Below are 13,678 nucleotides of genomic sequence, written 5' to 3' on the forward strand. Positions count from 1 at the left end.
TGTTTACTGGCGATGCGTGATCCGGCCTGCTCAGTCATCACGTACGTGACAGCCTAACGGCATCATTCGATCTATTCTCCGAATCGACGGGCGAAAATACGAAATTTTAGTGGTAAATAACCATATACATCCGCAGATTTCTTTTATTTTCCCCGCATTGTTTACACGTTGTTTGGCTTTACTGCTTTATCAAAAACGCCGACGGCCTTGCAGGCTTGAAGAAAGCTGTTCTTCAAGAAATTTCCGTTGGTGTAAGGTGACTTTTCTGTGTGGTAGTCTACAGCTTGCAAGTACGCTTCTGGGGATTTTCCTTGCGTTTTGGCGGACTCTTCGTGCCAGCGCCATTCGTCCAGCACTTCCACAACCCATGCTTTTGCATCTGGACCGCAGAACTTTGCGCGATAGCGCTCTTCAATTCCGTACACATCTTTCCAGGTAGCGATCTGCTCTTCTAATTCAAGAGGGCCAAAGCTAATGCCGATATCTGCGCGAGTCAGCTTTTCTGGATCAGCATGCTGCAGCGTTACTTGCACTGTGATGCGGTAGGGCAGAATTGAGAAAGGATAGAACATTTTGCGGCGGGTCTGATGATGGCAGGGGTCTTTAGGAGTTAATGCAGTATCCTTGCTACCCTTATAGCTGCTGTTGCAGTGATGGCAGGCAGGTACTAAGTTTCTAAAATTGATTGAATTGAACGGGTAGATTGCCTTGGGTAGATAGTGGTCGTAAGCATCGCGATAGCTGTGATCTGGGCCCAGTAAGTCACTGATCCCACAAAATGGACATTTACCTCGGTTATTGGTGCCAGTGAACTTTGTGTAGTGCTCGTCAATAATGCCGATCTTGTCTTTGAGTGCGGCCAGCCCCAGCAACGCTTGTGAGTAGAGGTTCTTAAAAAAAGATGCGAGATGTTCGCTTAGTACCGGATGAAGCTTTGCAATATCCGTATAGCGAGCAAGCTGTGCTGCGGGGTGGTTGTTGCATATTTTTTTCAGGTCATTGTTGCCCCAGTACCATTTTTTGAGCTGTTTAATCTGTGATGGTGATAAGGATTCAAAAAGCTCGTAAATCGATTTTACGTCTTTGTAGAACACCTTCCCGCGTTCGGCCGCTTGTGCAGAAAAACCAAACTCTACCATGACCTCCTTTAGATCTGGTTTTGCCTTGAAAAGGTCCGGGTGAAATACAAGGCCCACCGGCGCTTTGCACCATACTTCAAAGAAAATGAAGTCAATAAAGGCCTGCATATTCTCCATCTGGTGAGGCACATAGGTATAGGGGAACAACATCAGCTGTGCTCCCTTCCTTGGCCTTTCAGAACACTATCGTGCATTGCCTTGATAAGCATTACCTTTTCCACTGAGTCGCCAAGTTCGCGATCCAACTGGGTAATTAGTATTGAAATATCTTCACCCTGTTCAAAGCGCTTCCTTAGCTTCTCAAGCAAGGCCTGGGCGCGGCCACCAATGGTTTCGCGTTTGCCAAAAGTTGTCATGGTGATCTTATTTATTGACGCACCCAGCGTGTTGTATTCGGGATGGGAGATGCTTACAACGCCAGTATTTGAATTCTTATCGAACACCAGTACTTTCTCCGGTTTGCTGTCCGAGATTAGGAACGGTGAGTGCGTGGTGATCAGCATCTCCTGGCTAGTACCTGCGTGTTCTTTCAGGCAGCTGCGTAGACGGCTAATGAAGTTCGCACGCCATGCTGGGTTGAAATGGGTTTCCGGTTCATCCAGTAGAAATAGGCTGTTGGTGTTGCGGAACAGCAGGCAAAGGCCGAGGCTGTGCAGCAGTTGATGTTCGCCGTCCGACAACTCCTTGAGCAGCATTGGTTTGGTCACACCCTGCTTTGTGAAGTAGAAGTTTTTAAAACGCATAATGCGTTCGTCAGACGCAAGTGTAGGTATTGTCTCGCTAACGTAGTGGCTTTTTGATCGATAAATATCACTCTTGAGTGTGTCACTTACCGTATACAGGTTCAGCACCAGTAGCACCTGCAGGGCCTGAAATAACTCCAAAGGGGAGGCGTCGAAGTTGTCTCGAAATGACTCTTTAGTCGCTTCATTCACCAAATAATCGAGGACAAGTGTATCGGTGGCATCATCTTGATAAGATAGAGTGGCACAGCGTTTGAGTTTTTCGATGATCGATGACCTTTCATCGCCTTGTAGAAGATACATCAAATTTACGGTGTAGGAGTCGCGCTCTTCGTTTAATGAAATAGCTGGGTTATCTGAAAAGTAACTTTCCTGTGAGTACCCAGGTTCGACGTAATCGCCAGAGGTTAATTCGGTTGCCTGTTTGGCAGATATCTCTATGCTTTGTTTGAGGATGATACGGAACTGACTCAATGCCTCGATACCCACATCTTCGCGGAAAGGTTGTAGGGTGGCATCATCTTGAAACAGCAGGTTGCATAGCAGGATGGCCTGGCTGAATCCGTTATCTAGGTAAGCTAGTCTCGCTTCTGGGTGCCCAGAATAACTTAACTGCTGAGCCAGCGCGTTCCAGTATTCGTCAAATTGCACAAAGCGCATCTTAAAGAACGGCAAATTTAGAATTTGGTTTTCGCCCGACGAATACCCCAAAACATATTGAGGTAGAAGAAAATCCCTTTCCTCATCAGTAATAGTGGTGAATCCATCAGTGATGAATTTTTCCGCATTAACCCAAGCTAACCACGGTGACTTTTCTGGCTCTTTTAAAATACGAACATGTGCATGTGCATATCCTTGCTGCTTTTTGTAGGAGAGTGGAACCTCTATTAAATATTCCAATTCATAGGCGTTGGGTTCGCCTTCACTCTCCTTTATGCCTTTCGGATTACTTACCGGATTGTAGTCGAAAATTTTCGGGAGGAAATTTCGCCTTACCCGTTGGATTTCTAATTGATAGAAGATCGCCGCTAACGCTTCTAGCATATTGGACTTGCCACTACCGTTGGAGCCTGCGCAAACAAAGGGCGCGAACTCATCAGCGCGGGCAAGCTCCTCTTGCACTGCTCGTTCAGTGCGGAAGTAGTGCTCGAAACCACATGGTAGACTGCGGAAGCCTGACGGGTCAGTGATCTTGAGACGCAAAAGTTTCATATCTGCGCAGCCTTAAGCTGAACACGGTTGCCCGCATCATCATGTGCCTGGGTAAGTGTTCCCGAGTCTATTGCTTTAAAGACCCAGCATTTAATAGCCTCATACTCCTCAGCGCCAAATTCGATGTCATTGTTCGGGTGAAGCTTGATTAGTCGATTCTTATGGTCTTCTTCGAGAGTCTTATTTTCCAACAGTGCCTGTAACTTATCGCTAAGTCGAGTTTGCGCCGCAGACATAAAGAGTTGGACCGAAAATGGCTTGGTGCCCAGTTGGCTACGATAAGCCTCAAGCCATTGGGCGATCAACGTATTCCGCGCACCGGAATTCTCTAGAGCGTCTAGTAGATTATCGGTGTCGGGCAGGCTTAGCGTAATGTTTTCCTCGGTTTGGAAGTGCACGGTGTTAGTAAGCTCGGCGTTCTCTTCCTCCGACTCCATTCCAGGCAACGGCATGCCCGACAAATCAAGATCACCCTTAAGCATTTTCTGGCTTAGTGCGCTGTAGAGTGCTTCAAGATCGGAGAGGCTTTGCTGATAGCGGGATTTGAGACGCTCGATCTTCTCAACGACAACTGCAAATTTCGCCTGTAACTCAATGGGCGGTTTCGGAACCTCCAATCCTCTTAAAATCTCAAGGTTAATATTTTTCTGTGCAGCTGCTGGTGCGTTTTTCTCGAGAATTTTTTGAAAAAACCAGAATAGGCCATGTACATAGAGTACGTGTGCTTCATTCTCGAAGGCGGAAAACGCTACAATGCTGTCTGGAAAACAGGAATCAAAAGTCAGAACGCCCGTTTGTGCGATGTTAGCAGCTATCGTTATGCACAACGTTCCCGATGGCCATATTTTGCTCTGAGAAAAGCCAATGTCCGAATAAGTCTGTTTGTAAGATGTTATGTAAGTGCCTGAGTTAGAGACCTCGCCAGTTTGAATCAATGGGTATTTCCCCCCCAGAAGCTGAGGGGCATTTCTAGGACGGTGCTTGGATACGCCCCTGTTTAAGGTTCCGAGTTTTTCGAGTGGTTTTTTCCCCCAGTTTTTTTCGTTTCGGACTGGGTCGCCAAACATTTTCAAAAATACGCTTTTGAGCAATTCATCAAACTGTTTCAGGTGTTTTTTTCGTTGGGTAATCAAACCATCTACTTTCCCAAGTAGGTTGGCAATACGAATTTGGTCATTAAGGGGCCAAGCTGGAATTGTGAAGTTTTCTAGAAAGTCAGCTGGAACACGTTTGTGTCCCGCTGCTCCTTTCATCGATTTTTTGCCAAGGAACCGGAGCCGACTGCTCCGGACAAGATGAAAAAGAAATCTTGGGTCGAGTTTTTCAGGAATCGCGCGCAGTACGTGGAACTCGGTAGATCCGAAACCTAACGGATGTTCAAGTTTTTCAGTAAGCGCGGACTTTCCGTTTTCAAAACACGGGGTTATTTTCGCCAACAATACATCGCCACGCTGGAAGTATGTAAATCCTTTTTTTACATCTTTCAGTGATCTAGTTTCCTGATGAATTATCTCTCCATCTTCAGAAATGGACGCCATTGCAAGAAACGAAGTCTCTTGTGAGTCATCAAGCCCTTTCGGTGGACGGGGATTTATCTGCGTGACCTGAGCGAGCGGGATCATAATCATCCCACTATCCCCTTAAGCTCCAGCAACTGGCGCACAATGCCGCCTGGTACCTTGGCCATTTCCATTTCCTCCAACTCACCGATTTCGGCCTGAATGAGTCGATCCAGAATCACACTCGGCGAGTCGTAGTGCACTTCCTCGAATACATCCTTTTTGTAGCGACTGAAAGAGAGGTCATAACCTTCAGTTTCGATACTTGTGCGGGGAACAGTAAAGTATTTTGCGGTGCGGTCGGTATCGGTGGCCGGGTTGCGGGCATGGTACTTGGCTACGATGTCCTGTAAGTCACCGTAGCCCTCCTGTTTGCTTCGCTTGTCATCCATCGAGTAGCCGTCGGTGGCCATTTCATAAAACCACACGTGTTCGGTGGCTGGTTGGGTGACTTTGTCCTGAGGCCCCCATACTTTGGTGAACAATAGCATGGCGGTGCTAACCCCAGCGTAGGGTTTGAACACGCCGCTGGGGAGGGTAATTACGGCTTTCAGGTCGCAACGAACGACGAGCAACTGACGTAAGGTCTTGAAAGCACTACCAGAGCCGAATAAAACGCCTTGTGGAACAATCACGCAGGCGGTGCCGCCTTTCTTGAGTAGGCGGTAGATGTTCTCTACAAATAGAAGTTCGGTTTTAGTCGTAGCCAATTGAAGGCATTCGTTGATGTCGCTCTTGTCGATACTGCCGGTAAATGGTGGGTTGGCCATCACGATGTCGTATTCAGCTTCTTCGTTGTAGCTCTTACTCAGTGTATCTTTGTAGTCGACGTGCGGCTCGTCGAGGCCGTGCATCATCAGGTTCATCAGCCCAAGACGCACCATAGTGCTATCTATGTCGTAACCCCAAAGAGATTCCTGCAGGATAGCCTGAGCTTTTTCGGTGAGTGCGGCAGCGACCGAGGTACGCAAGAAGCCGTCCTCATCGGCAGAAAGTTCTTTCGTCCCTGTCCCTTTTTTCATGTTAGAAAGGGCGAGCTGGGTGACAATGTATTGATAAGCGCCAAGAAGGAAGCCACCGGACCCACAGGCGGGGTCGGCGATCTTGTGCCCCAGCTGCGGTTGTACCAGCTCAGCCATCAGTTTAATAATGTGGCGGGGAGTGCGGAATTGTCCGTTTTTGCCCGCAGTGGCGATCTCAGAAAGCAGCATTTCATAGACGTCACCCTGAATATCTTGAAATGCCTGACCGTTTTCCCGGGAATCCATCTCCATTATCTCGAAGATTTCGTCGATAGTTTTCACTGCCTCCACCAGCAGCGCTGGTTTGGAGATCACGAACACGGCGTTTTTCATATGATGAGTGAAATTTGACTCGGCGCCGTTTAAATCCTTCAGGAACGGAAACACTTTCCCTTGCACATGTTGAAGCATATTTTGGGCTTGTAAGCGTTTGAATTCACTCCAGCGCAAAGTGTGCTTTTCTATGGCAAATCGCTTCTCATCTAACAGTTTCTTTGCCCATTCGTGAGCGGAGTCTTTTTCGTCCCACCGTGCGCGATACTCCGGTGGAATCCAGCTTCCTTCAAACTTCGAGTTGTATTTTTCGCCGGTGAACTCAGCGTCCGACTGGCGTTTGAGATCCTGTTCATCCAACCGTTTCATGAATAGAAGATAGGTGATCTGTTCAATAGCAGTGAGCGGATTGCTGATGCCGCCGCTCCAGAATTTGTTCCAGAGCTGGTCGATCTTGCTTTTGAGTCCGGGGTTGTTTTGCAGCATGAGATTGCCTGTGCTTTAGGCGGCCAACCGTTCGGTCAGCTGCAGGATTTCGTTGATTTCAACCGGGCTGAACACGCCGCGAATACCTTGTGGGTGAATGACTGTGAAGGGGGCGTTGATCAGGTCTTTCTTCTCCACTCGTTCGCGCTCGACGATGAAGCTCTCCAGTAGATTGAGGAACTCTAATTGGCGGCTGCTGAGGGTTGTGTGGGCACGCATGAACTGGTCAAACGCGGCGCTGACTTCGTCTGAGAAGCTCTGAAGTATCTCAATGCCGAGAATGTGGCGGATGAACTGGATGAGGCGGGCCTTTCGGTTCTTGTAGACTTGGCGTAGCAGGTCTTCGGTGATATGTGGGTATTCTTCGTGGAGAAGCTGAGCGAGTTCGTTGGCTTCATCTATGCTGACTGATTCACCGTCTCTGATTTTCTGCAGCGCTTGGTTGTGCTCTGTCAGCTCGGCAACACAGGCCTCAACCATCTCCCGGTAGCGGGTGATGCTGACGGCCTCGTGCTGGGGGCCGAACTCCACCCATTCTTTCTTGTGTAGCTCGTCAATCAAATCAAGATGCGTTTGCTCCCCGCCGCGTTTTTGCTCGCGGAATTTCATCAGTGACCCGAGTTTGGTCACCATGCCATCGAAGGCATCTTCGTCGGCCTTTACCCAGTAGTGGCTGGTTTGAGCGGCACGGATCAGCGCTTCTTCCTGCTTCACAAAGCTAACCGAGAGCGGCAGTTCGCTAATCTGTTCGATGATTTTTTCTTTGACGGTTTCGGCTTGCTCCTTGTTCTCATTGAGCACGGCTAGCGAGTACTCCAAAAGGTCGCGCTCGAAGCGCATGGCCTTGAAGTCAGCCTCAGAGACCGTACGGAACAGCGGTTTTATTTCGGCGCGTAGGAATTCCAGCTGGTTGTGATTGAGGCTGATCCAAAATGTTTCTTCTTTCAGCTGCGCCAACGCAGCTGCAGCTTCTTTGATGACGACGGACTCCATGGGTAACTCTGCAATCTGCAGACGAAGCTTGGTGATTTCTCGCGCAGCGATATCGATATAATCACAGTTGGTGGCTTTCTCTATCTTGTCGAGCCGCAGACCAACTAGCCGTATAGGGAGTGGCAACTGGGGATTGAGTTCTTTGCCCTTGGGGTTGAGCTTGAAGTATTCGAAGTTGTCCCAGCAATCGAGAATTAGGAACGCTTCTTTCTCGGTGCACCAAGGCTTGGGTTTTCTGGTTTCCAATAGCCTCGTTCCGCGGCCGACCATTTGCCAGAACTTGGTATAGGAATATACCGGTTTTGCGAAGACGAGGTTTACGACTTCGCGCACGTCGATGCCGGTATCGAGCATGTCGACGCTGATAGCAATACGCGGCATATCGTTGTTGGTGAATTGGTCGAGCAAGCCGCCTTTGCCATAGACGCGGGGATCGTCCGATACAAGCACCTTGGCCAGTTCACCGCGGTATTGTGGATAGAGCCTGTCGAAAATTTCCTCCAGGCGCCGGGCATGGGCCTTTGTGGCGCAGAAGAAAATGGTCTTGCCCGGGAGAACGCCGTTGGCATCCTTGATGGCCTCTTCCATAAACTCTCGGACGATCAGGGTATTGGTGCCCTTATTGATCACCTGCTTTTCGAGCTGCGAGCCTTCAAAGTTAATTTCTTCAATCTCTTTGCCTTGAAGGATCAGCTTTTTTTGGTCCTCCAGCGAAATGGTACGCTTGCTGATGCCTTCCATCTGAAACTTGGTCTGAATCTTCATGACTTGGAAGTTGCATAGATAAGGTGGCACGTTGTTAACGGCCTCCTCGAAGGTGTAGGCAAAGGTCGGCATGCCGTCTTCACAATGGAATAGCTGGAAGGTATTGTGGTCAATGACGTTAGTCGGTGTTGCCGTCAAACCCAGCGTGATGGTTTTGAAGTAGTCGAGCACCTCGCCGTAGGTGTTGTAGATCGAGCGGTGGCTCTCATCGACGACAATGAAGTCGAAGAAGTGCGGTGACAGGTGCTGTGCGCTATCCCGAATAATGTTGAGCATTGTCGGATAGGTGGCCACATAGATACGACGGTCTTTAGCGATGAGCTTTTCGCCCACGTTGGGCCAACGTGGCTCGTTGGGAAGGTGCTCTTTGAAGGCAGCTAATGCTTGCTCGCGCAGTGCGATGCGATCGACTAGAAATAAAACCCTCTCGGCATGGCCTGCGCGCATCAGCGCATCGACCATGGCAATGCAGGTTCGGGTTTTGCCAGTGCCGGTGGCCATCACCAGTAGGAAGTCGCGTTTTTTCTGTTCGATGCCTTCGAGTACCGCGCGAATTGCACGGATCTGATAATCACGGCCGGCAATCGAGGTGTTGATGAACTCATGTGTCAATTGTTTACGGTTGCGGCGGATATAAGCGAATCGCTCAAGATCGTCCCGAGTGGGATAACCAACGACCTTACGCGGCGGCGCGTTCCCTAGGTCCCAGAAGTAGGTTTCGTAGCCATTGGTATAGAAGCAGAACGGCAGCTCACAACCCAACTGTTGCTGGATGTGGTAGCAATATTGTTTGGCTTGTTCGCGGCCTATGGCCGCTTCCTTACTAGTTTTTTTTGCTTCAATCACAGCTAAGGGTTTGCGGTTTTTACCCAGTAGGACGTAGTCACTGAATTGGTGGCCTTCGTATGGGGTGCGCGGTTTGGTCATGCCTTCAGGTAAGGCGGTCAAAATGTCGAACTCTTCGAGCACCTGCGTGAGATCCTTGACGTTCCATCCCGACTGGGCGAGCTGCTGGTCGATCATGTCGGCCCGTGTCTGTGCTTCGGATTTCGACATGCCTACCATCCACATGAGAGGTAAAAGGACTTCTGACCTGTAATGCTTGCGGCTAAATTTTGTTCATTTGCTTGGCGCAGTCTTTCGAGTGTTACGGAACTCTTGACCAGTCCGCCCCACTCGGCCGTTTTGCACAGCCCGGAGTGCTGCAGTTTCTTATTTTGCATTTGCCCATTTTGGCTCATAAGTAGACTTCCCTCATCCGCGATCTTCAATCCAGCACGACCAAAAACTCGGTCGCCAAGGCTGTCGGCTGGACATCCCGGACGTTGCGCTGCAACGAAACCAAACCGTAATCCGCCATTAAGCGAAGGGTGCGCGACAGATTCGGCACCTTTCGACCGCTGAGCTCAGCTAGTTCAGTGAGAGATTTGGGTTGCTTTTCATGGATCAGTCGCAGCAAGCGCCGGTTGTCGTCCGACAGTACGGCGGCCAATGAGGCTAGAGAAGGGAACCAGATGCTCGGTGTCTCTTTTAGCTTTGGTAGCGAACCCTCGGAGCGTCGGATTCCGACGATACAGCTCTCCATGGCATATAGTTCCTAGTGACGACTAATCGCGAATTGTATCAGTGCCTGATAATGATCGTCGATCAATGGCGCTCCTTCTCCGCCGTACGAATGGTCTTCCCATTCTCATCGCTGAGAGCTTGCTCGAAGGATTTGGTAAAGCTGATGAGGTCACGACCCAAGACCTCACACAAATCCCGCAATTGCACAGTATCCAGCCGCCTTACCCCCCGCTCCACATCGCTCATGAACGATTGCGGTCTCCCCAGCGCGGTAGAGCACTGGGCCTGGGTCATCCCTGACTCAACACGCATGCGCTTTAGCTCCTGCAGAAAGATCACGTGTTCGCGTCGATAAATAGCCTTTGTCATAGCCGTGTCCGGGCAAGGTTCGGCCGATCACGCTATATCTGCTTTTGGGATATCTGATTTTCAGTTATTTTATCTGTGCTCGTTTGCTTTAGGAGGATGCATGAGGCTGATCTGGGAGTTATTTCGGGTGGTATGGGCCGTCGGGTGTTTGCCGGTCGGTGCGCTTTTGCTAGTTGTGGTGGTTCTTTCTGGCTTCAACCTGACATTTTTTCTGGGTTTGACCAATAGTGAAGACCCGGCGATTCGGTGGCTGTTCTGGGTCTTGATCCTCTACATGGTGGGAGGTGGATGGCTGTTTTCGAGAATCAACCAGAGCTATGGCGAAAAGCTGAGAAGAATGGTCGTCGGCTATCAGGCTGAAGGGTTCCACCCGCAGGTAGAGGTGTTCGCTAAGATCAATGACGCTTACATTGGTGTCGACCTGCAATCGAAAAGGTTGCTGGCGTACCCCGTAGGTCAGGACGGCCACCTCTTCCGTTTGGATGAGATACGGTCCTGGCGCATCCTTCCAGTCGGCAAGAGCAACCATCGATTGGAGCTGTTGACCAGCGATTTGGTTATTCCGACGTTCAGCCTCGCGCTTAAAACGGCGGACGTGACCAATACTGAGGCACGGCTGCATTCAATCTTCAGCACTTAGCTGGATGATGGACCCTTCACTTAGCTATTCGGAGTGGCCCGATGACCGACGTAACCGCAGGAAGTGTTTGGCAGGTAGATATCGCTCAACTGAAGCAAGCCAACGCCACTATGCGTTTGGCCAATCAAGCGCTGGCCTCTGACGATGTTGCCGTCCTATCCGCTCTCGGTTTTTCGCTCGCTCACATCCGAGAGCTAAGGCGCAAAGGCGGCTTCAGAACCTCTTCCATTGCGCAGAACACACGAATGATCAATTGCCTAAAACAAATGGAATCTGCCCATGCTGATTAACCACACGCCATTAAGAATCGCGTCCGGCGTCCTGGCGGCTACTACCATCGACTCTGTCCGCCGATCGACTTCGTATCATGCCTGCGGCTGGCAGATTCTTGACCGCTGGGCTTTTAATTCTCCCGAGCAGCTTCGCGCACTCGAAGCGCAGGGAGAGCTGCTGCTTTTAGGGCGGTTGCTAGAACAGCAAGTCGTCGAGCATGAGGCGCTTATTTCGCCCCTCGGATTGGCGCAGCGGAGGCAAGGGCTTGCAGAGCATGAGGTTCTTGCGCTGTCAGGCATCTCTACCGAGTTGTGAGCCATCGGCGGCACCGGGCTCCACCAAAACTCTCCGGCCATTGGCCGCAGTGGGGTCTCGGGGCTTGCCCTGAGCAGGGACGGTAGGCAAAGCAAGAGAGTGAAACGAATGCCGCGTTGCCGGTTGTACGTACGCCATTCATGGCGGGAGTACAAACCCTACCCTGTCCCAGTTCTTATCCACCCAATGGTTGCAGCCGTTGTGAACGATTTTGGTTAGAAAAGTTGTCCGTACGTAGGTGCTGGATTTCTTGTTCCTTGATGAATAAAAGCATCGTTGGGGATGGGGCAGGGGAATCGTCCAGTGACTCGATCAACACGAGACTCAGACGCCATCAGCTAAACAAAATTGATCATCGAAATATTTTGCGAAGCGAGTACGGTAACTTTCAAAAAGCACCGCAACACGACGCCGTACGAAGCAGGGCGTTTTCTGTGATGGTGTCAGTATTTTGAAGTGCGCGCGTTTGCCGTTGGTGACTGTGCGTGCATCGCTCGGATAAGAAGAGAAAAACATCTGGCAGCACAGAGAAAGGTAGATCTGGTGATGCTGAGGGAGGCATGCGGTAGGCAAATTTGGGCACGTCATCCACAACTGGAGTAAACGCTATGAGTGAAAGCTGGCTGAAGAAAATGTGGTCGCTTGCACTGCGACGGAAATCTGTAGACGCGATGAATGCTGGTAAGCCGTTTACCAGGTGCGGAACCCTCATGGTCTATACGGGAGAGCTCAAGCTCATACCTGAGCTCATTCCCGATTCAAAACCTGCCAAACGCTCCACGCCGCTCGATTCAGATTGAGTCCAGCATCTCAGGGCGGCTGAACGCATGTCAGTAAAAGTGAAACGCCTTGGCTGATAAGCACTTTGGGTCGCCGGTGCGCAGGGCTAGCTGCTGAGACTACCTTCCTGATCAAACAGAGCTCTGGCAGTGGGGCCATAGGTCGCGATGACATTCTCGATGGTATCCCGGTCGTTACAGTTCAAACTGCGGGTCAGGTCGAAGAGGGTGTTCCGCTCTGCTTTCCACTGGCCGATGATTTCAACATTCGGTTGGGCTTTCTTCCGCTCGTAGAAAATCGACTCGGAACGGAGCGCTATCAAACAACCCAAGAGGTCCTGGGCGATTTCCAGTCTATGAGCATCTGATTGTTGGATCATCGTTGAGACCTCCTGCTGATCGTTATCATGGCTTGCAGCGTTCCTAGATCTTGTCGGGTCGCGAGCGGTAATGGCGTTCCAACTGATATGGTTTTCTCTCTTCTTGTATGAGTGACTCTGTGTCACCTCAAATCAGGTTACACATGTCACACAGTCACCTGAAGTGAGCGCATGCATGCCACCCTGTCACGTGACTGGCGGTCCTGTGTATAACTCATGTTTTGGTCGCCTTGCGCTCCCGGATCGAGTTCCGGATAGACAGCAGCTTGGTGTAGATGTCCGGATTGCTCTCGGCCAAATGGTCCAAGTCAGCTTGGCTAATCTGGAAGCCAATGTTGGTCTGGTTCTCGATGATCTGTAGGTTTTCGATGTGAATACCTTGGCCGACTGCCTCCCTGTTGAAGAGCATACGTTTCAGCTCCTCAACCGTGCTTTTGATCTGGGCTGGGCGGTACTCCCACTGTGCTTGGCCTCTGGGTCTGCCTTGCGAGTCGCTGATCGCTATTTTTTCCGTGAGCTTATATTCGTTATGTTTACGGGATCGCGTCCTGCTGATGTAGCCTCGGGTTTCAAGCGTTTTGATCTCGCGCATAGCCTGGCGTGGACTGATCCCAGCTTTGCGAGCAATGGTTGGGATTGAAGGAATCGACAGTCCCGTTCTGAGATCGCAGTGGGATTTGATCAGGCAGTAAACCGCGAATGCATACGGTCCTAGCTTTGCGAGTTCGTGATCCACCATGGCCTGGAAAATGTGAAACCAATAGGTGTTGGATTTCAGTTGATCCTGTGGTTCCTGACCGGTGGCGGCATCAACCGATAATTCCAGCTCACTCATTTCCGAGCCTCCACCTGAGCCTTCTTGGTAGGGCGCCCGACTTTATGTGGTCCTTCGGTCGAGGCTTGCTTGAGGAGAGAAGCCGATGTGATTGCCCCGGTACGCATCCACTGTCTGAGATCACCTAGCCGCCATCGCAAGCGTGACAGGCCGGGTACGGGCTCAAGCCCCGGCAATTTGCGCTGACGCACGGTCAGAGCGCTGAAGCCTGTCAATGCAGCGACCTCGGCAACGCCAATCAGTACGTCATCTGCTAGCTTCTGAATCTTTTGAATGGTTTCGTAATCGATGCTCATCGTGACTGTCGCTCGGCTGCTATGGAATGCCTC

At 50.5% G+C, this 13,678-nt stretch carries 14 protein-coding genes; 4 read left to right on the top strand and 10 right to left on the bottom strand.

Annotated features, from left to right (window positions below):
- Positions 1–161: 161 nt before the first annotated feature.
- The 7 genes from AO068_RS25620 to AO068_RS25650 form a co-directional block, all read right to left on the bottom strand.
- Positions 162–1,289: an HNH endonuclease gene (locus AO068_RS25620; protein ID WP_058409808.1), complete on the bottom strand. Its 1,128-nt coding sequence runs from the start codon at positions 1,287–1,289 to the stop codon at positions 162–164.
- Entirely contained in the window at positions 1,289–3,094 is a 1,806-nt protein-coding gene (locus AO068_RS25625; protein WP_058409809.1) for a restriction system-associated AAA family ATPase, read from the bottom strand. Before AO068_RS25625 ends, AO068_RS25620 begins: the two co-directional genes overlap by 1 nt.
- A complete protein-coding gene (locus AO068_RS25630; RefSeq protein ID WP_058409810.1) occupies positions 3,091–4,722 on the bottom strand; it encodes a restriction endonuclease subunit S in 1,632 nt (543 codons plus the stop codon). The genes AO068_RS25625 and AO068_RS25630 overlap by 4 nt, the downstream gene beginning before the upstream one ends.
- Complete coding sequence (locus AO068_RS25635; protein ID WP_058409811.1) at positions 4,719–6,434, bottom strand: type I restriction-modification system subunit M; 1,716 nt, start codon at positions 6,432–6,434, stop codon at positions 4,719–4,721. Before AO068_RS25635 ends, AO068_RS25630 begins: the two co-directional genes overlap by 4 nt.
- Positions 6,435–6,449: 15 nt before the next feature.
- Entirely contained in the window at positions 6,450–9,248 is a 2,799-nt protein-coding gene (locus tag AO068_RS25640; RefSeq protein WP_058409812.1) for a type I restriction endonuclease subunit R, read from the bottom strand.
- A 211-nt stretch (positions 9,249–9,459) separates the two neighbouring features.
- Positions 9,460–9,777 carry an HVO_A0114 family putative DNA-binding protein gene (locus AO068_RS25645; RefSeq protein WP_058409813.1) on the bottom strand — a complete coding sequence of 106 codons (318 nt, stop codon included), beginning with the start codon at positions 9,775–9,777 and terminating at the stop codon, positions 9,460–9,462.
- Between the two features lie 62 nt (positions 9,778–9,839).
- Entirely contained in the window at positions 9,840–10,127 is a 288-nt protein-coding gene (locus AO068_RS25650) for a helix-turn-helix domain-containing protein (RefSeq protein ID WP_058409814.1), read from the bottom strand.
- Positions 10,128–10,227: 100 nt separating this feature from the next.
- Here AO068_RS25650 and AO068_RS25655 point away from each other — a divergent pair, with 100 nt between their 5' ends.
- The 4 genes from AO068_RS25655 to AO068_RS25670 all read left to right on the top strand — a co-directional run bounded on the left by AO068_RS25655 (position 10,228) and on the right by AO068_RS25670 (position 12,155).
- Complete coding sequence (locus AO068_RS25655; RefSeq protein ID WP_058409815.1) at positions 10,228–10,767, top strand: hypothetical protein; 540 nt, start codon at positions 10,228–10,230, stop codon at positions 10,765–10,767.
- Positions 10,768–10,808: 41 nt separating this feature from the next.
- Complete coding sequence (locus AO068_RS25660; protein ID WP_083509095.1) at positions 10,809–11,057, top strand: hypothetical protein; 249 nt, start codon at positions 10,809–10,811, stop codon at positions 11,055–11,057.
- Positions 11,047–11,355 carry a hypothetical protein gene (locus AO068_RS25665; protein WP_031596133.1) on the top strand — a complete coding sequence of 103 codons (309 nt, stop codon included), beginning with the start codon at positions 11,047–11,049 and terminating at the stop codon, positions 11,353–11,355. The genes AO068_RS25660 and AO068_RS25665 overlap by 11 nt, the downstream gene beginning before the upstream one ends.
- Positions 11,356–11,963: 608 nt before the next feature.
- On the top strand, positions 11,964–12,155 hold the full coding sequence (locus AO068_RS25670; RefSeq protein WP_058409816.1) for a hypothetical protein: 192 nt from the start codon (positions 11,964–11,966) through the stop codon (positions 12,153–12,155).
- 86 nt (positions 12,156–12,241) lie between these two features.
- Here AO068_RS25670 and AO068_RS25675 read toward each other — a convergent pair whose 3' ends face one another.
- From AO068_RS25675 to AO068_RS25685, 3 genes are all read right to left on the bottom strand, one after another.
- A complete protein-coding gene (locus tag AO068_RS25675) occupies positions 12,242–12,514 on the bottom strand; it encodes a hypothetical protein (RefSeq protein ID WP_058409817.1) in 273 nt (90 codons plus the stop codon).
- Positions 12,515–12,728: 214 nt separating this feature from the next.
- Entirely contained in the window at positions 12,729–13,349 is a 621-nt protein-coding gene (locus tag AO068_RS25680) for a helix-turn-helix domain-containing protein (RefSeq protein ID WP_058409818.1), read from the bottom strand.
- On the bottom strand, positions 13,346–13,645 hold the full coding sequence (locus AO068_RS25685; protein WP_058409854.1) for a helix-turn-helix transcriptional regulator: 300 nt from the start codon (positions 13,643–13,645) through the stop codon (positions 13,346–13,348). Before AO068_RS25685 ends, AO068_RS25680 begins: the two co-directional genes overlap by 4 nt.
- Between the last annotated feature and the right edge of the window lie 33 nt (positions 13,646–13,678).

The sequence above is a fragment of the Pseudomonas sp. ICMP 3272 genome (assembly GCF_001466905.1).
Classification (GTDB): Bacteria; Pseudomonadota; Gammaproteobacteria; order Pseudomonadales; family Pseudomonadaceae; genus Aquipseudomonas; species Aquipseudomonas amygdali.